The organism is Mycoplasmopsis cynos, assembly GCF_900660545.1.
Taxonomy (GTDB): Bacteria; Bacillota_I; Bacilli_A; order Mycoplasmatales; family Metamycoplasmataceae; genus Mycoplasmopsis; species Mycoplasmopsis cynos.
Window position 1 is genome coordinate 552,594 of record NZ_LR214986.1, and the last position, 21,129, is coordinate 573,722.

Annotated in this window: 15 protein-coding genes and 2 tRNA genes; 9 read left to right on the forward strand and 8 right to left on the reverse strand. The window is 26.5% G+C overall.

Annotation, left to right across the window (positions count from 1 at the left end; genetic code table 4):
- Nucleotides 1-873: 873 nt before the first annotated feature.
- The 4 genes from EXC48_RS02740 (at nt 874) to EXC48_RS04665 (ending at nt 5,840) form a co-directional block, all read left to right on the forward strand.
- Complete coding sequence (locus EXC48_RS02740) at nt 874-2,388, forward strand: coiled-coil domain-containing protein (protein WP_129720674.1); 1,515 nt, start codon at nt 874-876, stop codon at nt 2,386-2,388.
- A 507-nt stretch (nt 2,389-2,895) separates the two neighbouring features.
- Nucleotides 2,896-3,141, forward strand: a complete 246-nt coding sequence (locus EXC48_RS04870; protein ID WP_223216313.1) for a hypothetical protein — start codon at nt 2,896-2,898, stop codon at nt 3,139-3,141.
- A gap of 162 nt (nt 3,142-3,303) precedes the next feature.
- A complete protein-coding gene (locus EXC48_RS04875; protein WP_223216314.1) occupies nt 3,304-3,489 on the forward strand; it encodes a hypothetical protein in 186 nt (61 codons plus the stop codon).
- Between the two features lie 779 nt (nt 3,490-4,268).
- Nucleotides 4,269-5,840 carry a hypothetical protein gene (locus EXC48_RS04665; RefSeq protein WP_165035634.1) on the forward strand — a complete coding sequence of 524 codons (1,572 nt, stop codon included), beginning with the start codon at nt 4,269-4,271 and terminating at the stop codon, nt 5,838-5,840.
- A gap of 195 nt (nt 5,841-6,035) precedes the next feature.
- Here the strand turns inward: EXC48_RS04665 and EXC48_RS02755 are convergent, their stop codons facing one another.
- From EXC48_RS02755 to EXC48_RS02765, 3 genes are all read right to left on the reverse strand, one after another.
- Nucleotides 6,036-6,782 (reverse strand): phosphotransferase, encoded by a 747-nt coding sequence (locus EXC48_RS02755; RefSeq protein WP_129720675.1) that lies wholly within the window; start codon nt 6,780-6,782, stop codon nt 6,036-6,038.
- Nucleotides 6,783-6,856: 74 nt separating this feature from the next.
- A tRNA-Arg gene (locus EXC48_RS02760) sits at nt 6,857-6,933 on the reverse strand.
- Between the two features lie 10 nt (nt 6,934-6,943).
- Nucleotides 6,944-7,018: transfer RNA gene (locus tag EXC48_RS02765), tRNA-Cys, on the reverse strand.
- Nucleotides 7,019-7,446: 428 nt separating this feature from the next.
- On the opposite strand from EXC48_RS02765, the gene EXC48_RS02770 reads away from it, so the two are divergent.
- The 4 genes from EXC48_RS02770 to EXC48_RS02785 all read left to right on the forward strand — a co-directional run bounded on the left by EXC48_RS02770 (nt 7,447) and on the right by EXC48_RS02785 (nt 13,332).
- Nucleotides 7,447-8,616 carry an ICP22 family protein gene (locus EXC48_RS02770; protein ID WP_129720676.1) on the forward strand — a complete coding sequence of 390 codons (1,170 nt, stop codon included), beginning with the start codon at nt 7,447-7,449 and terminating at the stop codon, nt 8,614-8,616.
- A gap of 328 nt (nt 8,617-8,944) precedes the next feature.
- Nucleotides 8,945-10,366 carry an ICP22 family protein gene (locus tag EXC48_RS04690; RefSeq protein WP_197725029.1) on the forward strand — a complete coding sequence of 474 codons (1,422 nt, stop codon included), beginning with the start codon at nt 8,945-8,947 and terminating at the stop codon, nt 10,364-10,366.
- Between the two features lie 388 nt (nt 10,367-10,754).
- Nucleotides 10,755-11,894 (forward strand): hypothetical protein, encoded by a 1,140-nt coding sequence (locus EXC48_RS02780; RefSeq protein ID WP_181441344.1) that lies wholly within the window; start codon nt 10,755-10,757, stop codon nt 11,892-11,894.
- Nucleotides 11,895-12,306: 412 nt separating this feature from the next.
- On the forward strand, nt 12,307-13,332 hold the full coding sequence (locus EXC48_RS02785) for an ICP22 family protein (RefSeq protein ID WP_129720677.1): 1,026 nt from the start codon (nt 12,307-12,309) through the stop codon (nt 13,330-13,332).
- Nucleotides 13,333-13,374: 42 nt separating this feature from the next.
- On the opposite strand, the gene lpdA is transcribed toward EXC48_RS02785, so the two are convergent.
- Genes lpdA through pdhA form a run of 4 tightly spaced genes read right to left on the reverse strand, consistent with a single transcriptional unit; the run spans nt 13,375 to nt 18,275 of the window.
- Nucleotides 13,375-15,225 carry a dihydrolipoyl dehydrogenase gene (gene lpdA, locus EXC48_RS02790; RefSeq protein ID WP_129720678.1) on the reverse strand — a complete coding sequence of 617 codons (1,851 nt, stop codon included), beginning with the start codon at nt 15,223-15,225 and terminating at the stop codon, nt 13,375-13,377.
- A gap of 1 nt (nt 15,226) precedes the next feature.
- A complete protein-coding gene (locus EXC48_RS02795; RefSeq protein WP_129720679.1) occupies nt 15,227-16,150 on the reverse strand; it encodes a 2-oxo acid dehydrogenase subunit E2 in 924 nt (307 codons plus the stop codon).
- 14 nt (nt 16,151-16,164) lie between these two features.
- Entirely contained in the window at nt 16,165-17,166 is a 1,002-nt protein-coding gene (locus EXC48_RS02800) for an alpha-ketoacid dehydrogenase subunit beta (protein WP_129720680.1), read from the reverse strand.
- Nucleotides 17,166-18,275, reverse strand: coding sequence for a pyruvate dehydrogenase (acetyl-transferring) E1 component subunit alpha (pdhA, locus tag EXC48_RS02805; protein ID WP_129720681.1), 1,110 nt, complete (start codon nt 18,273-18,275; stop codon nt 17,166-17,168). The genes EXC48_RS02800 and pdhA overlap by 1 nt, the downstream gene beginning before the upstream one ends.
- Before the next feature lie 295 nt (nt 18,276-18,570).
- Here pdhA and EXC48_RS02810 point away from each other — a divergent pair, with 295 nt between their 5' ends.
- A complete protein-coding gene (locus EXC48_RS02810) occupies nt 18,571-19,593 on the forward strand; it encodes a DUF3137 domain-containing protein (RefSeq protein ID WP_129720682.1) in 1,023 nt (340 codons plus the stop codon).
- Nucleotides 19,594-19,715: 122 nt separating this feature from the next.
- On the opposite strand, the gene EXC48_RS02815 is transcribed toward EXC48_RS02810, so the two are convergent.
- On the reverse strand, nt 19,716-21,095 hold the full coding sequence (locus tag EXC48_RS02815) for an FAD-dependent oxidoreductase (RefSeq protein WP_129720683.1): 1,380 nt from the start codon (nt 21,093-21,095) through the stop codon (nt 19,716-19,718).
- Nucleotides 21,096-21,129 lie beyond the last annotated feature (34 nt).

Consider the following 21,129-nt stretch of genomic DNA (forward strand, 5'->3'; position numbering starts at 1 on the left):
ATGTTGATAAAATTAAAAAAATGAAAAGAAAAATTTCAATGTCTAGAATTGGTAATAGTCTAGATAATAAAGAATTAGAATATTTTTTTCATTTCTTAAATCAGAAATGTTTCCAAATTTTTATCAAACTTGTAAAAATCTTACTTTCAAAGAACTTTCTAATAAAAAAATAAATTTATAGATTGATATAATTATGAGAGAATAAGAGTGAAAAAAGTGTATTAAAAAGGCCTCATAAAAGAGTTTTTTTGTCTATAGACAAAAAATAATTCTAGAGGGCCTAAAAAGTCCAAATATTTTTCCCTGTTTAACACATTTATTTTATTTATTAACATAATATATAAGAAAAAATTAAAAGAGTTGAAATATGCATTAAAATAGTGCAATTTCAACTTTTAGTTATTTTAAAAATGCATTAAAAATGTTTTATAAAATTAAAAAACAAATGTCTAAATTTAGAAAATATAATGGTGCAGAATATTTTATCCACACTAATTCGTAAACCAAGTAATAGAAATTTAATATAAATAAGCACAAATTTAAAAATTTAAAAAAGTATAATTTTCTAAATTTGAAAAACAATACTTTATTTTGTGAAATTAAAAATACTCTTAGTTTTAAATGAGTTATATTCATTTTCTTATATAGCTTTTTTCAAAATACTTATAAATGTAAATTATAGACCTAAAAATAATTTTTTACATTTTATTACATTTTGCTAAAAAAAAAAAAAAAAAGGAACTTGCTCATTTTGTAAAGTAAATTGATAAGTTTTTATAATGATTGATCACTAAAATTTTCTCGTACTACATACATAACTAGTTATTAAATCTATATTAAGTATTTTTAACATTTTGAGTATTAAGGAGAATAATGAATAAATACAAGAAAATTTTTAGTGGTCTTGGATTATTATCAATTTCAACTTTAGTTGGTGCTAGTGTGGTAGCTTGCGCTAATAAAAAGCCTGAAGCTAGTGGTTCTATTATAGAAAACTTAGCAACAGCTAAACAAGAAGCTTTAGCAGAAGTTGAAAAACTTCAAGGGCATGAAAAATATACTGAATTAAAAGAAAAAGTAGATAAAGATGGTGCGACTATTGATGAATTAAATTCAGCTAAAACATCTGCAATCGAGGAATTAAATAATTATAAAAACATAGTTCAAACAGCTATTGATTCAATAAAAGAAGAAACCAGAAAAACTGAACTAAAAACAAAACTAGAAGCAGCAGGTACATACAAAGAATTAAAAGCCATAAAGGATGAAATTTCAACTACACAATCTACTCCTCAACAAACACCAGGTGAAAAAGGACAAAATGGTGAAGGAATGGATACTGAGGATTTAACAGCACTCAAAAAAGAGGCAAATGATGCTGTTGAAAAAATAAAAGGTCATGAAAAATATAATGAATTAAAAGCAAAAGTTGATAAAGATGGTGCAACAAAAGAAGAATTAAATTTAGCTAAAACATCTGCAACCGAAATTTTAAACAAGTATAAGAAAGAAGTTGAAGCCAACTTTGAAGCAATTAAAGATAAAACTTCTATCGAGTCTCAAAAATCAAAATTAGAATCTATCAATAAATATCAAGAATTAAAAAATATTAATGCGGAAATTTTGCCGATAGTTAAAAAAGAATTAAATACAATTGTGAATGAATTAGAATATAAAATGTCAAAAGAATCAACAGCTACAAAAGACAAATTAAAAGAAAAAATTAACAAACTAGATTCTAATTCTAATTATGCACTTGAATATAAGAACATTATCAATTTACGTGAAGCATTAAAAATGAAAAATTCTGAAATTGATTCATTATATAATCTAAATGAATTTAACGAACGAGTAAGACCAAAAGAAAGCGATGACTCTGTAAAAAATTTCTTTAAATCAAAATTAAGCACATTAGATACCGCCGAAAAAATATCCGCATTTACAATACCAGAAGAATTTAAAACAAAATTTAATAAATATAAAGAATTAATAAATGACCCTTTTTGAGGCATTTATGATAATCAATATGGTTTAAATGGTCGTTGACTTATTTTTAAAGGCGAAAATGATGAAAACAAAGATGATGACTTTAAAGATAAATATTCAGAAGCCACATTAATTTTTCATATTTATGAAACTATAAGACAACGTGCTTACAACGCTAAAATTGATAAGCTTAACTTAACTCTTGAAAAGAAAAAAGAATATAAGGACAAAGTTGAAATATTACCAGATGGAAAAACTAATAAAAATAAAACAAAAAATGATAAAAGATATACACATGGTAAAGATATGAAATGATTAGTTGAAAAACTTGATAAATTAAAAGAAGAATATAAGAAAGCAGAGAAAGAAGCAACAAAATCACAAACTTCAGCTTCAAGATAGTTAATTAAATAAAAAACATAAAATAGGAAAAAATATTCGGACAAAATCCGAATATTTTTTCAATAAGAAATGAGAGGTGATATGAGACATATAAAAACAGAAGAGTGAATTAAAATTTTTAATGCTTATGATGCATAAAAAAACACGCGAAATAAATAAAAGTGAATTCGAACAAATTTCATATAAAATACGTAATAAATATTGGATTAAAATCCAATGATTAATATGTTATCAAAGAGAAGAATATATAATTTAGATATCGATATACAATCAAAAACTGGTAAATCGTCTAAAAAAGTAAAGGTTCAGGAAGAAAAAAGAAAATAAAGCCTAATTTTTCTTGAATAAAATCTCTTAATGATGATGAAGAATTATCTCTTATAAAGTATTATTACAGAATAATAAAGGAAAATGATATTAAACCTGATATTTACAATATTGATGAAATTAAAAAATTTACTTCTGTCCAAAAAGCTAAAGTATTAGGTATTGCAAAATCAACTTTTTATGAAAAGAAAAAGAATAAATTCATTGTTAAAGAAAAAAATAAAGTATGAAGAAATTATTATAAAAAATTTTTTCAATAATAATGAAAGGCACAAAAGAAGATTAGCATATTATATTTTTAAAATGCATAATATAAAAATTAACCCAAGAACATTAAAAAACTATATGAAAAAACTTCATTTAGTTACTTTTGTTGGACAAAAGAAGAAGAAAAAAAGAACACTAATGTTAAATTTGAAGATTTAATTAAAAGAGATTATATTTCCTTAAATAATGCAATATACGCAATTGATGTTACATACATTCCAGCACCAAAAATATCAATCAAAACCACATATATTTATCGGTAATTATTGAACATAAACCAAGTTTGTTACATATAAATTATCGCTTAATAATGACACAGAATTGGTTATAAAAAATATTTTAAAAACTAAATTTAAAAATAATTTTATTCTACATTCTGATCGTGGTCCTGCTCATTCATCATCTAAGTATGTTGATAAAATTAAAAAAATGAAAAGAAAAATTTCAATGTCTAGAATTCGCAATAGTCTTGATAATAGAGAAATAGAATTTTTCTTCAATTCTTAAATCAAAAATGCTTCCAAATTTTTATCAAACTTGTAAAAATCTTACTTTCAAAGAATCTTCTAATAAAATAAATGAATTTATAGATTGATATAATTATGAGAGAATAAGAGTAAAAAAGTGTATTAAAAAGGCCTCATAAAAGAGTTTTTTGTCTATAGACAAAAAATAATTTTAGAGGACCTAAAAAGTCCAAATATTTTTCCCTGTTTAACACATTTATTTTATTTATTATCATAATATATAATAAAAAATTAAAAGAGTTGAAATATGCATTAAAATAGTGCAATTTCAACTTTTAGTTATTTTAAAAATGCATTAAAAATGTTTTATAAAATTAAAAAACAAATGTCTAAATTTAAAAAATATAATGGTGCAGAATATTTTATCCATACTAATTCGTAAACCAAGTAATAGAAATTTAATATAAATAAGCACAAATTTAAAAATTTAAAAAAGTATATATTTTCTAAATTTGAAAAACAATACTTTATTTTATGAAATTGAAAATACTCTTAGTTTTAAATGAGTTATATTCATTTTCTTATATAGCTTTTTTTCAAAATACTTATAAATGTAAATTATAGACCTAAAAATAATTTTTTACATTTTACTACACTTTGCTAAAAAAAAAAAAAAAAAAAGGAACTTGTTCGTTTTGCGATGATAAATTGATAAGTTTTATAATGATTGACCACTAAAATTTTTTCGTACTACATAAACAACTAATTATTAAATCTATATTAAGTATTTTTAACAATTTTTAAGTATTAAGGAGAATAATGAATAAATACAAGAAAATTTTTAGTGGTCTTGGCATATTATCAATTTCAACATTAATTGGTGCTGGTGTGGTTGCTTGTGCTAAAACAAAAGTAGAAAAAGAAGAAACTCCAGCCCCAGGAACTAGTGATTCAAAAGACCTAGCAACTATTAAAAATGAAGCTTCAGTAGAAGTTGAAAAGCTTCAAGGGCACGAAAAGTATGCTGAATTAAAAGCGATTATTGATAAAGAAAATGCAACTATTGATGAATTAAATTCAGCTAAAACATCTGCAATCGAGGAATTAAATAATTATAAAAACATAGTTCAAACAGCTATTGATTCAATAAAAGAAGAAACCAAAAAAACTGAACTAAAAACAAAACTAGAAGCAGCAGGTACATATAAAGAATTAAAAGCCATAAAGGATGAAATTTCAACTACACAATCTACTCCTCAACAAACACCAGATGAAAAAGGACAAAATGGTGAAGGAATGGGTACTGAGGATTTAACAGCACTCAAAAAAGAGGCAAATGATGCTGTTGAAAAAATAAAAGGTCATTCAAAATATGATGAATTAAAAGCAAAAGTAAATAAAGATGGTGCAACAAAAGAAGAATTAAATGATGCAAAAACTACTGTAACCAATGAACTAAATAAATTTAAAGAAGAAATTAAGAAATCTATTGAAATCTTAAAAGATGATAAGAAAAATGAGTTAAAAACTGAATTAGAATCATCACAAGATTATGCATCACTAAAATTAGTTTACAACAAAATATTGCCGTTAGCTAAGGTTGAATTAGCTGCAAAAATTGATTCATTGCAATATCCTGATGCAGAACTTTCTAAGCCAACAAAAGAAAAATTAAAACAAAATATTAAAAATTTAACAGTTGAAACATATCCAACTGAAAATAAAAAAATTGATGATTTAAATGTTGCACTAAAAGAAGAAATCAAAAAAATTGATGAGTTATTTAATTTTAGTGACTTAAAAGAAAGTGCAAAACCAGAGACATTAGATCCTAAAAAAAATATTAAGCATAAAGAATCTTATGAAAAGAGAGCGCAAAATTACTTTAAAGCAAAATTAAACACATTAGAATCTGCTGAAATTGTATCAAATGTCATAACTAATGAATATAAAACAAAATTTATCAAATATAAAGAGCTTATTAACAACAATGAATTTCATGGCGGTAATTACGATGATTCAAAAAGAAAAGGTTTAAATGGTCGCTTACTTAACTTCTATGGTGAAGATGATAAAGACAAAACTGATGAATATAAAGATTCTCATTCAGAAGCAACACTAATTTTTCATATTTACGAAACTATTAGACAACATTTTTATAATGTTGAAATAAATAAAATATCAAACTTAACAAATAAAAATGATTATCTAACTAAAAAAGTTAAAATACTAGAAGATGGGAAAACTAATGCAAGCAAAAAAGTTAAAGACAAGAGATTTACACATAATAAAAATTTACAATGATTAATAGATAATCTTGCCAAATTAAAAACCGAACTTGAAAATGCAAAAAAAGAAGCATCAAAAACACAATCTTCAACATCAAGATAGTTAATCAAATATTTTGGTATAAATTATTCACTTATTATTAATATTCTAATTCATTAGAATAAAATATACTATATAAAAATTATAAAAAGTTGAAATAAGCATTCAAAATAATGCAATTTCAACTTTTTTAGTTATATTAAAATATGTTTTATAAACTTAAAAACAAATGTCTAAATTCATATAAAATGCAACAAATTATCTTCTAAATAAATTATTTTGCTTTAAATAATCATATTCTTTAATAGTCTCTTCTAACATCTTAATGCAATATTCATCGCTAAAAGGAATTGTTTCCTGTGAATGAATTCATAAAATAGTTAAATAATACACTAAAATTTTCTGCTGAATTAAATACTCATGCCAATAACTATCATACGCTTGTAAAAATATTTTTTCTTGCTCTTTCGTTAAAAATGAACCACATATAAAATAAGCTAAATCAAAATGTTTATCACCCATTGATGCATACTCTCAATCTATAAACATAATTTTATTTGTTTTTTTATTTAATAATAAATTACCCTTATATAAATCATTATGTAATGGTCTATTATTTTCACTATTAGCTAAGATAGTATTGATTCTACGATAATATTTATTAAGAACATCAATATTAACATTTTTATTCTTTAAAATTTTACGATATTCTTTCACCCTTGCGGCATGGTTTGATTTTGGAAAATTAAGTCCAGAATTATGTAAGGTCAAAAAATTATGTGCTATTTCTTTTAATTGTTCAGGCGTAAAAGTGATTTCCTTTGAATCAATCCATTCTCATTCAATATCTTTTTTAGTATTAGAAATCAATTTAGGAACAAAATCAAGATTAGCTAATATTTGATAATCTATTTTGTGGTTAAAGCCATTATATTTTTTAATTTGATAAAATGTCTGGCCAGTGAAAAAACTTTCATTTGTAAATCCAATTTTAATTTTTTCCATACCCCTCCAATTTATACTTATTATACGAAAAATTTTAAAAAATAAAAAGCTTGACATAAGTCAAGCCAATGCATTGGCGCGCCCGGCAGGAGTCGAACCCGCAACCTTTAGGGCCGTAACCTAACACTCTGTCCAATTGAGCTACGGGCGCATAAATTATTTGGAGGCACTAACGGGATTCGAACCCGCACTCAAGGTTTTGCAGACCCATGCCTTGGCCATTTGGCTATAGTGCCTATGTAAAAACGCTTTAATATTATATTAAATTTTTATTATTTAATAAATAAAAAAACAAAAATATTGTTACAAAAAATAAAACAATTTAATAATAATGATTAAAAAATAACTTAAATATTTTTTAACTATATCACTTTATTTAAAAACTGAAAAAGTAGATACTAATTAATATTAAAATAAATCAGAAAGCATATATAAGTAAAAAATATTAAATGCCTAATATTACATAAGCATAGACTCAAAAGTTAAATTCAATATTATACTACATTTTGCTAAAAAAAAAAAAAAAAAAGAACTTGTTCATTTTGCAAAGTAAATTGATAAGTTTTTATAATGATTGACCATTAAAATTTTCTCGTACTACATACACAACTAATTATTAAACCTATATTAAGTATTTTTAACATTTTAAGTATTAAGGAGAATAATGAATAAATACAAGAAAATATTTAGTGGTCTTGGATTATTATCAATTTCAACTTTAGTTGGTGCTAGTGTGGTTGCTTGTGCTAATAAAAAACCTAAAGCAAGTGATTCTAGTACAGAAGAAATAGATCAAAACAACAATCAAGGAAATTCAACTACACCAGAACAAGGAAAACCTGAGACTCCAAAAGAAGGGACTCCTGCTCCAGAAGCGCCTAAAACAAATCCTGAAACCTCTGAAGAACCAAAAACAGAAACACCCAAAAATCCAGAAATGTCTACTCCTGGAGCAGAAGGACAAGACCAAGGTAAAAATGGTAAATCTGATTCAAGCAAAAAAGATGGTCAATCAAATTCACCAGAATCAGAAATAAAAAAAGAACCAGAAAAAAGTGAAGAAAATGAAGGTAAAAACGTTTCACCTGAAACACCACAAACTCCTCCTAAAACAATGACTGTTGATGAAAAAGTAGAACTATTAAATAAATTCATTGATGATATAGAATATCCTAATAAAAATGCTCCAGCAAAGAAATTGTTAAAAGATAAAGTTACATCAATAAAAAATGAAAATAGCACAAAGAATGATGATAAACTTAAGAAATTAGACAAATTAAAAAATACTCTTGAACAAATTAAAACAAAACTCGCAAATGTTATTAAGGAAATTGATGATTTACCTTATCCAGATAAACCTTCATTAAAAAAAGGCGATGAAGTTAACGCAAAAGATAAATTCAAGGAAAAACTCAATACATTGACAACTGTTGATGAAATTTCTATGGTGGTTCCAAATGGATGAAAAGAAAAAATTCAAGAATATAATAATGTTTTTGCTGAGCTGAACGGTTTTCTTAACAATATTGATAAATTAAAAGCTAGATTTAGACAAACTGATAATGAACCAAACGGAAAATATACTGAAGCAGAATTAATTTGACAAATTTATGAAACAGTAAGACGTGGTCCTTTTGAAAAAAAGATTAATGAATTAAAAAAATTACCAATGGATAAAAAAACCCAATACAAAAATGGTGTTCAAAAATTAATGGATAATCAAAAAACAAATCACCAAAAAGATGTGAAATGATTATTAGAAAATATTAAAAAATTAAAGTTAGAAGCAAAAAAAGCACAAGATGAAGATAATAAAATAAAAATTCAAAATTAAAATAAATTAACTTTATAGGGAACGTTTAATCGTTCTCTTTTAATTATTGAAAAATCATTACTAAGAATTAAGAAATTTAAAGATGAAGAATTCATTTTTTTAAAAAATAAAACAATTCTTTTTAGCTTAAATATAGTCAAATAAGTTATATTTGACATTATATTACATTTTGCTAAAAAAAAAAAAAAAAAGGAACTTGTTCATTTTGCAAAGTAAATTGATAAGTTTTATAATGGATTGACCACTAAAATTTTCTCGTACTACATACAAAACTAATTATTAAATCTATTATTAAGTATTTTTAACATTTTAAGTATTAAGGAGAATAATGAGTAAATACAAGAAAATTTTTAGTGGTCTTGGATTATTATCAATTTCAACATTAGTTGGTGCTAGTGTGGTAGCTTGTGCTAATAAAAAACCTAAAGCAAGTGATTCTAGCGCAGAAGCAATAGATCAAAACAACAATCAAGGAAATTCAACAACACCAGAACAAGAAAAACCTGAACAAAATGATCAAGGAAATTCATCAAAACCAAAAGAAGGAGAAAATACACCTGGAAATCCAGCTCCAGAAGCACCTAAAACACCAGGAAAACCTGAAGATTCAGCTCCAGAAACACCAGAAAAAGCACCTGAACAGGGTGACGGTTCATCAAATGAAAACTCAGGAAATACTAATGAAACTGATAAAAAAGATAAACCAGGTGAAGGAATGGGTACTGAAGATTTAACAAAACTCAAAAAAGAAGCAATTGATGCTGTTGAAAAAATAAAAGGTCATTCAAAATATGATGAATTAAAAGCAAAAGTAGATAAAGATAGTGCAACAAAAGAAGAATTAAATGATGCAAAAACTACCGCAACCAATGAATTAAATAAATTTAAGAATGAAGTAAACTCTGACTTCGAAGCTATTAAAGACAAATCTAACTTAAAAACTCAAAAATCAAAATTAACAGTTGCTACTAAATATCAAGAATTAAAAGCTATTAAAAACGAAATCCTTCCAACGGTTAAAAAAGAATTAAATAATTCTATCGATATATTAGCATATCAAAAATCTGATGAATCAACTGCTACAAAAAAGAAGCTAAAAGAAAAAATAAACATGCTAAGTTCTGAATCTAATTATGCAGCAGAATATAAAAAGATTAAAGATTTAGATGAAGCATTAAAAATGAAAAATTCTGAAATTGATTCATTATATAATCTTGATAATTTTAAAATAAATGTAAGACCATCAGAAAGTAATGCCTCAGTTAAAAGTTTCTTTAGATCAAAATTAAGTGTATTAGATTCTGCTGAAAAAGTATCTAAATTCACTATTCCAACTGAGTTCAAAAATAAATTCAATGAATATAAGAAACTTATTAATGATGATTTTTGAGGTGAATTTACAAATCAATTCGGATTAAATAAGCGTTTAATTCAATTTTATAATGAAGATATTAATGGTAAAACTGATGAATATATATTAGACCATTCAGAAGCTGTTTTAATTTGAAATATATACGAAACAATTAGACAACACGCATATAAATCAAAAATATTTGCATTAAGCAAATTAACAGAGGAAAAGAAAAAAGAATATTTAAATAATAAAGTTGTTGTATTGCCGGATGGAAAAGCTTCGAATCATAATAATAACTTAAGTAACAGATTTGTCCACAATAAAGATATGAAATGATTAGTTGAAAATCTTACTAAATTAAAAACTGAATATGAGAATGCAAAGAAGGAAGTTTAAACAACACAAACATTATCAATTAACTAATTAATAATAATTTAAAATCTCTGCTTATAAATGCGGGGATTTTTCCTTTATACATATGCATTTAACATTAATATATGTAATAAAGTAAATTTTCTATATATTTTAGATATTCAAAAATACAAAAATTTAAAGTATCATTAAATATTTTAAGTCTTAAATATAGTTATAAAGAAAAAAACACATTTTATTATATTTTGCAAAAAAAAAAAAAAAAAAAGGAACTTGTTCATTTTGCAAAATAAATTGATAAATTTTTATAATGATTGACTACTAAAATTTTCTCGTACTACATACAAAATACAAAACTAATTATTAAATCTATTATTAAGTATTTTTAACATTTTAAGTATTAAGGAGAATAATGAGTAAATACAAGAAAATTTTTAGTGGTCTTGGATTATTATCAATTTCAACATTAATTGGTGCTTGTGTGGTAGCTTGTGCTAATAAAAAACCTAAAGCAAGTGATTCTAGCACAAAAGCAATAGATCAAAACAATAATCAAGGAAATTCATCAAAACCAAAAGATGGTGAAAATACACCTGGAAACCCTACTCCAGAAGCACCTAAAACAAATCCTGAAACCTCTGAAGAACCAAAAATAGAAACACCCAAAAATCCAGAAATGTCTAAAGAAAGCCCTGAACAAAATGATAATACTGGCCAAGGCAATGGTTCAAACAGTAATAAACAAGAAGAAAATAAAGGCGAAGGAGGTAAGGATGATTCAAAACAAGAAAATAAACCAAATCCGACACCGCAACCAAAACCAGAACCAAAAGTTACTGTTGAAGCAAAATCAATGGAATTATTGGAAAACATAGAAAAACTTCCTTATCCAAAACAAGATGCTAAAGCTAAGCAAACATTAAAATCAAAAGTTGATGAAATTAAAAATAAAAGTGAAAAAGAAAATAAAAAAATTGAGGAATTAGGTGACCTAAATCAAAAACTTATTCAAATTAAAGAAGCTTTACTTAAAATTTCTAAAAAAATAAAAGATCTACCATATCCAAAATCGAGAGAAACAGATCAACAACTAGCCAAGGATTATTTAGAATCAAAGTTAAATACTTTAATATCTGTTGAAGATATAAATAAAGTTGTTCCAAATGATCTAGAAAATAAGATTAAAAAATATAATCAAATTTTAATGAAGGGGTTTAGTTTAATTGAAAACTTTCCTGAAAAAAATAAAAATGGATTAAATGAACGTTTAGCAAGATTGTATGGTGATGATCACGAACCAAAACTTACAGAAGGTGAATTAATTTGACAAATATATGAAACAATTAGACAAAAAGCATATGTTATAAAAATCAAAGAAATAGTTAAAGAAGTTAAAAAACAAAAAGAATTTTTAGAAAATGAAGATGATGTTAAGGAAATCCCTGAATCAATGAAAATGAACCCAGGTATAAACATTGATCAACTAGAAAAAAGGGTAAGCAAAATGTCTGAGTTAATTGAAAAAGCAAAAAAAGCAAATTTAAATGCGTAAATTTCTCTTTCTACTTCACAATAATATTTATAAAATTACATAAACTTAAAGTGAAAAAAATATTTGGATTTTGTCCAAATATTTTTATTTTTTTAACTAGATATAACTTTTTTTATTTAAATATGTTATTTTCTTAAATCTCTAATATATCATAATAAAATAAATTAATAAAAATATAAAGTCTAATAATAACTTTTAATATTTAAATATAGTCAAATAAGTTAAATTTGATATTATATTACATTTTGCTAAAAAAAAAAAAAAAAAAGGAACTTGTTCATTTTGCAAAGTAAATTGATAAGTTTTTATAATGATTGACTACTAAAATTTTCTCGTACTACATACAAAATACAAAACTAATTATTAAATCTATTATTAAGTATTTTTAACATTTTAAGTATTAAGGAGAATAATGAGTAAATACAAGAAAATTTTTAGTGGTCTTGGATTATTATCAATTTCAACATTAATTGGTGCTAGTGTGGTAGCTTGTGCTAATAAAAAACCTAAAGCAAGTGATTCTAGCACAGAAGCAATAGATCAAAACAATAATCAAGGAAATTCATCAAAATCAAAAGATGGAGAAAATACACCTGGAAACCCTACTCCAGAAGCACCTAAAACACCAGAAAAACCTGAAGATTCTACTCCAAATAAACCAGAAAAAACACCTGAACAAGGTGACGGTTCATCAAGCGAAAACCCAGGAAAGACTAATGAAAATGATAAAAAAGATGAACCAGATGAAGGAATGAAAAAAGAACCAGAAAAACCAGGTAAAGATCAACCCCCTCTAGTAACACTTGAACAAAAATTGCAAGAAACAAATATGAAAATAGAAGTTTTAGGCTATCCGGATAAAAATGCAAAAGCAAAAGCTACTTTAAAAGCTAAAGCTTCAGGTTTTAAAACTATTGAAGATTTAAGTAATTTCGATAAAGAACTTGATGAAATCAAAACAAAGCTTGATGAAGTTAAGTCAAATATTGATAAGTTAGAGTATCCTAATGTTCAACTAAAACCTAATGCGGAAAAATCAGCTAAGGATAAATTTAAGGAAAAATTAAATGATAAAGCTGATGTAAAAAGCATTTCAGAAGTATTACCAAAAGATTGAAGTGAAAAAATCAAAAAATATAACGAAGTATTTAATAAAATTGGAAGTTTCATTGATACTAATGGATTAAAGAAAAGATTTGCTCAAACAGATAGTGCCACAACTGGTAATTTCACAGAAAGTTTATTAATTTGAAATATCTATGAAACAATAAGACCAAAATACATCAAAAAAATTAAAGATTTAAAATTAAAAGATGACTCAAAATATACTGATAAATTTAAAACAATGTTATCAAAAAATCATAAACATGATGCTAATTGATTATTAAAAGAAATTTCAGAAATGATTGATAATCACAAAAAAGCTAAAACTAATTAATTCAGAAATTAAAAATCTCTGTAGAAACAGAGATTTTTAATTTTATTTTTTAAGTTTTTGCAATTGTCGAACAGCGCTTCTAGCTGCTTCTCATAAAATTTCACTAAAAGTAGGATGAGGATGAATAGCTGCTGCTATATCATAAATAGTACTTTCTAAATCCATTGCTAAAACAACTTCTGAAATTAAATCAGTTGCGGATGGACCAATAATATGACATCCAATAATTTCGCCAAATTCCTTATCAACAACAAATTTAGCAAATCCTTTTGGCTCATGAGCTGCAAGTGATTTACCCACAAAAGTAAATTGATGTTTTGCAACAATTACATCTTTACCTTGCGCCTTAGCTTGTTCTTCTGTTAAACCAACTACAGCAATCTCAGGATGCGTATAAATACATGCTGGAACAGTTTTATTTGAATATCTAACTGGCTTGTTCAAAATATTCGAAACTGCGACACAAGCATGTCTATAAGCAACATGAGCTAACATAGCTTGACCTACGACATCACCAATTCCATAAACACCATCAATATTTGTTCTACAATGTTCATCAATAAGTAATTCATTATATTTACCTAATTTAATGCCGACTTCTTCAAGGCCTAATGACTCTGGAACTCTGCCGACCGAAACAAGTACTAACTCTGATTCTATTGATGATTCTTTTTTATTCACCTCATAAAAAATCTTGTTGTTTTCAAATTTAGTTGTAGTAGCATTAACAATAATCTTCACGCCTATTTCTTTAAGATCATTAGTAACCTGCTTAATAATATCCTTATCTAACATCGGTAAAATTTCACCAGTGTTTTGTAAAATTGTAACTTTAGTTCCTGCTGTTGCAAAAACTTGTGCAAATTCACAACCAATAACGCCACCACCGATAATCGTAATCGATTTAGGTTGCTTTTCTAAATTGATAGCGGTTTTTGAGGTAATTAATTTACCTGACTTATAACCCTCTTTAAAACCTGGAAGTGAAAGTTTTCTAGCAGTTGAACCGGTTGCGATAATGATATTTTTAGCATAGTAAACTTTTGAATCAACTTCAATTTCATGAGATCCGACAAATTTAGCTTCACCGAAAATTGTTTTCACTTTATTCATTCTCATTAAAGTTTGAATCCCACTAGTTAATTGTTTAACCACATTCCTTTTTCTTTCGTGCATTTTATCCCAATTAATTTTTACATTGAGTTTTTGATCAATTCCATATTCATTTGCACGATTAACTAAATGCAATACTTCAACTGATTTTAATAATGCTTTTGTAGGGATGCATCCAACATTTAAACAAACACCACCTCAGAATTCTCTTTCAATAATTAAAGTTTTAAGACCAGCACTACCAGCTTCTTCAGCAGCTACATATCCACCAGGTCCTGAACCGATAACAATAACATCAAATTCTTCTTCAATTTTTCCATTATAAACTTTTCCAATATCTTTTTTATGCTCAATTGATTCAATAGAATTTTGTAATACTGAGGTTTGCTCAACTATTTTTGTAGCTTTTGTCAATTCAGAAAGATCAAACAATTGATTTGAAACCTTAACTTCACCAACAACTGATGCACCACTAGCACTTTGTTCTTGTTTTGTCTTTGCAACTTTTAATGACTCTGATGTTATTGATGTAGCATTAGCTGTATCACCATCATCAATTAAGAAAATTTCTTGACCCACATGAATAGTATCACCAACGGTCATTAAAACCTTTATAACTTTTCCGCTTACTGGCGAAGAAATATCAGAAGTAACCTTATCTGTTTCCACTGAAAATAAAGAATCCCCTTCATTAACTACATCACCTTCTTTCTTATAAATTTCAACAACAACACCCTCGTGCAATCCCTCTCCGATATCTGCAAATTTAAATCTATACATATTAAAGTACTCCTAAAATCTCTGGCTTTTCTAATAATTCCTTAATTCTTAAAAGGAATCTTCCGACAGTTGCTCCATCAATTCATCTATGATCAGCAGAAACAGTGAGATTCATAACTTTTCCTGGTACTATTTGACCATTTTTAACAATTGGTTTGTCAATAATTGCTCCTACACCTGCAATTGCTAATTCTGGATAATTAATAACCGGTGTTCCAAATAATGCGCCAATTGATCCGTAATTAGTAATAGTAAAAGATCCTCCGGACATTTCATTTGATTTAATTGTTTTTTCTCTTGCAGCGAGTGCTAAACGAGAAATTTCTTTTGCTAAATCAATAATGGTAAGGTTTTGAGAATCTTTAATAACTGGAACCATTAAACCAGCAATAGTATCAGCAGCAATACCTAAATTAATTGTAGTAGGGTACACAATTTCACTTGTTAATTCATCATATTTAGCTGCTAGAATAGGAAACTCCTTTAATGCTACTATTATTGCTTTTGCAATATATGGTAAAAACGTTAGCTTTACACCAGTTGTTTTTAAAACATCTTCAACAATTGATTTCCTAAGATCTCATAAGTGTGATACATCTATTTCATTTACTAGACTAAAATAAGCAACATTATTTTTAGAATTTATCATTGCCTTTGCGATTGTTTTTCTAATAGAAGTAACTTTAACTCTTTTTCCGTCTAATACTATTGGATTTAAGGGTGTCGCATTCATAGCGGTTTGAATCCGAGGTTGTGAATTTAAATTTAAAACTTTCATAGGTTCATTAGGCTTATGTTCAGTAAAAGCTAAAATATCAGCTTTTAAGATTCTGCCTTGCGGTCCTGTACCTGTTACTTGTTCAATATTAATTCCTAACTTTGCAGCAAGTGCTCTTGCTAATGGAGTTGATAGTATTTTTTGCATATTTACCTTTCTTATTAAAATTTAAATTCCACTATTTTTTTTATTTTTGTAATAATCTTATCGCTATCAATAGCATGATATTTTTCACCTCTAGCTAATGGAACTGTAATATCATAACCAGTTAATCTTGATAAAGGTGCTTTAAGGTATTCAAAAGCTTTTTCATTTACTCGTGCAATAATTTCAGCAGAAACTGAAAATGATTTTACGGCCTCATGAACAACAAGTAATCTTCCAGTTTTCCTTACTGAATTAATAATTGTTTCAATATCCAAAGGTTTAATTGTTCTAAGATCAATTAATTCAACACTAATGTTCGAATTAGCAGCAACAAGTTTTTTCAATGCTTCAATACATTCATGAACCTGTGCACCGTAAGTAACTAGTGTTAAATCATTTCCTTCTACCAAAATATTAGCCTTACCAATTGGAACTTCATATATTTCTGCTGGAATTTGTTGTTTAAATGAACGATAAATTTTTTTAGGTTCTAAAAACACAGCTGGATCCGGATCATTTATAGCTGCAATCATTAACCCTTTTGTATCGTATGGCGTAGAAGGCATAACCACTTTAATTCCTGGTATATGGGCAAACATTGCTTCAATGGCTTCGGAATGGTGCTCAAGCGCTCTAACTCCGCCGCCCATCGGCATTCTTAGCACCATCGGAACAGTAAAACGACCTCGAGAACGATTTCTATATCTTGCAGCATGAGTCATTAATTGTTGAAATGATGGATACGAAAATCCTTGGAATTGAATTTCGACGATTGGTTTAATTCCGAAAATAGCCGCACCTACTCCAATACCACACATTGATGCTTCAGCGATTGGAGTATCTCACACTCTTTGAACACCATATTTCTTTTGTAATCCTTCTGTAGCCCTAAAAACACCACCTTCAAACCCTGCATCTTGTCCTCACAAAACTACTGTTGAATCTTTTTCCATCATTAAATCAATTGCATTTGTAACAGCACCAATATTATTTAACTCAATTACTTTTTTATCCATTATTTAGTCTCCCTTGTTGAATAATATGCAATTGCTTCTTGTTTTTGTTCTATTAATTCAGGAGTTAATGTTGCGTATGTATAATCAAAAATCTCATTAATATCTACATCTAGTTCTTTTAATGATTCTTGATAAGCTTCTTTAACTTGGGTTAAAGAGTCTTCTCAAATCTTTTCTTTTTCATCAATAGATAAGTATTTTTTATCAATTAGATATTTTTCAATACGATGCATTGGTTCTCATTTTTCCTTTTCTTTTTCTAATTCAATAGTTCTATAAACTCTTGGATTATCGCTAGTAGTATGAGGTCCTTGTCTTCATGTAATAAATTCAACAATAACTGGTCCATTACCTTCTCTTGCAAATTCCACTGCTTCTTTTACGACTGCATATGAAGCTAATAAATCATTCCCATCGACCCTAACGCCTGGAATGCCAACGGCTATTGCTTTTGCTGCAATTGTTTCTGAACCAGTTTCTAAATGTTCTGGTGTTGAAATTGATCATTGATTATTATTGACACAAAAAACTGATGGTCATTTTCAAATTGCAGAAGTATTTATCGCTTCATAAAACTCCCCTTCAGCGGTTCCGCCATTACCAATAAATGACATTGAAACAACCTTTTTTCCTAACAATTTAGCCGCATAAGCAATTCCAGCTGCATGGGAACATTGAGTTGCAATCGGGATATTAATAGGCAATAAATTAATTCCTTTTGGTGTTATATTCCCTCTTTCATTACCATTCCAATATAACATTTGATTTTTAATAGGCATCCCCATGTAAAGCATAGCAGCATTAGATCTAAATGCAGGAACAAATCAATCATCTCTTTGAAGTGCCATAGCTGAAGCTACTTGTAAAGCTTCTTCACCAAAATTAGGAGCAAATGTCAACATTCTTCCTTGACGTTGAAGTTGCATCATATATTCATCTTGTCTTCGTGAAAGAACCATAAATTTATAAGCTTTAATTAACTCATCTTTACTTAATTTTGGTTCATTTTTAATCCCTTCATTAGTTAAACTTCCATCTATGTCTAAAAATTGGATCATCTCGTCTTTTGAAAGCATAACCTTACCTGGTTTTATAAATTTAAGTACCATCTTCCCTCTCTATATATTATTTTTAAAAATAATTTTATTCATATACTATAATTATATATTTTTATTTGATTAATAGACATTTTTATCTATATATCGTATAAAAGTAAAAAACTCTAGTAGTATAAAAATAAAACCTTCTTATCCGAAATAAATATCTAAAAGTAAATCTTTATAATGTACTATTTAAAAATTTGTCCATATAAACCTTGCTTTGTAGAATAATCAAAAAAACATTTTTTTACTATTGTTTTATTCTATTTATTTTTTATAATTATTTTATTAAGAAAGAGGAAAAATGAAAGTTGTAAGTGATTATAAAAAATTCGATGCATATAAATTAGAAGTAGATGAAAAACTTGTTCCATTGTTTAAAGAAGTAATTGATGAAGCTTTTACAAAAGTTAATCAAACACTTTTAAAAAGATATCAAATTCTAATGTGATCATTTTATGGTTTTGGTGTGCTAATGTTTCTGCTAGGAATAGGATTATTTTTTAACTCATTTGATTATGGATTATTAATTATTAGTCTATTCGGAATCATTAGCGCGATAATAGGGGCTATATTTAATATAAAAATTTATAAGGTTAAAAAAAGTGTCTATAATGAAATAAATCAAAATATTAATGATAATTTATTATACAAAAAGGCTTTTGAAATGCTTGAACCAAAATTTAAATATCTTGGAAAGAGCGAGAATATTATTACTCCAAGAGAAATTAAAGTATATAGATGAGATGTTCCAGCCGGAGCTGAAATCGAAAAAGTATCACATGAAAAATCTTGAATCATTGATGGTAAATATCCTGTTGGTTTAGTAAATGTAAAATGATTCCAAATTATTGAAAGATCAAACAATAAAGAAAAAGAAATTAGATATTACTATTCGTCATTAATTAAGATAGATACTAGATTATTAAAAGAAAAAGGATTTTCATTCACTTTATTTAAATCATTTAGTTTTTGATCAAATCTTCAAAAAATAAAACTAGAAAATAGTGATTTTGTTAAAACATTCAAAGTAAGATCTGATGATGAATTAAAAATCAGACAAATGTATACACCTTTATCAATGGAATTATCTATGCAAAGATACCAAGATAATAAAAATTCAAAGGTAACTAAATTCCATATTTATTCAACTGGCGAATATATTTACTATACTTTTTCATCAGATATGGGATTTATGGAGTTAGATATTCCATTTACATTAAATAAAAACAAAGTTGTTAATAAAACATATTATGATTTTATGATAGACACATACACATTTTATTATTTACTATCAATTATTTACATTCCAAATTATTTAGATTAAATTCTTCCTGGTAATTTAATCTTTTTTTCTAAACTTATCTAACTATATTTTAGATTAGTAAGTTAAAAAATTATATAAAAAAGTTAACATATAATTGTTAACTTTTTTGTAACTATTTGTTATTATTTTTCATTATATTTAAGATTCAGGGCATTTAAAATTGTTTGGATAATAAAATTAAATGGTTTATTAAAATGAGGTAAAAAGTAATAATCCATTAAAGCAATTTGAGGTAATGTTAAACCATCTTGAATAGCTAATGATAACATATACATAACCTCAGTATGATTTGCAGTTTTTCCTTCTGAACCAATTTGAGCTCCAAGTAATTTTAAAGTTGTTTTATCATAAACAATTTTAAACCATACTTTATAATGATGTTTCATAAATTCGGGTCTATCATTATCTTCGAAATATTCAATAGCAAAATTTTCTTTGATATGATCATATTTTTTAGCCATAGTCTCAGTTAATCCAGTTGAAGCATAATTAAAGTCAAAAACACTAATCGCATTTGTTCCTGAGTATCCTGGAAACGGAATCGCTTCACTACCAGCTAAATGAAATGCAGCAACAATACCAGTTTTAACAGCATTTGTCGCTAAGGCAATATGACAATATTCTTTAGTTACATTATTTACCATTGAAGCAGCATCGCCAATTACATAAATATCTTTATCAGTTAAACTTCTTTGGAATTTGTCAACTTTAATAGCTCCATTTAAGGTTTTTTCAACATCTGGTAATAATTTAGTTTGTGGTTTGAATCCAATTGCTAAAATAACTAAATCAGCTTCATAGATACCTTTATTTGTTACAACTGATGAAACTGTTTTTTGATCTTTTGTTTCAAATTTTTGTACGATTTCCCCAAGTTGTAAGTTAATTCCTTGTTCTTTCATTTTTAATTCAATTTTATCTGTAAACTCTTTATCAAAATAATTAGGAATAATTCTCTTTTGCATATCAATTAATGTAACTTTTTTACCATATTTACTAAATGCTTCAACTAATTCAACACCAATGTATCCTGCTCCGATAATGACAACATTTTTAATTTTCGGACATAATGCCTTTTGTTTGATTTCTTTTGCATGGGCATATATTTTAGAAACTAATATATTTTCCAAATTAACATTTTCACATTTTGGCATAATTGGTCAAGTTCCGGCTGCATAAACTAATTTATCATAATGGTCAATAAATGTTTTTCCAGTAACCAAATCCTTAACAACCACATATTTTTCTGATCTATTTACTTCAATAACTTCATGAGCGATTTTAATGTTAATACCATGACTCTTTAATTCTTTTATACTTGAATAAAATAAACCATCAGGACTCTCGAATTCTCCTCCTACTCATAATGCTATACCACATCCTAAAAATGAAATATCTGTGTTTTTTTCATATGCAACTAATTCATTATTTGGTGCAATTTTTTTAATAGTTCTTAAAAAAGATGTCCCTGCGTGGTTAGCCCCAATCGATATAATCTTCATGTCTTTCTCCATATTAAATTTTAACAATCACTTT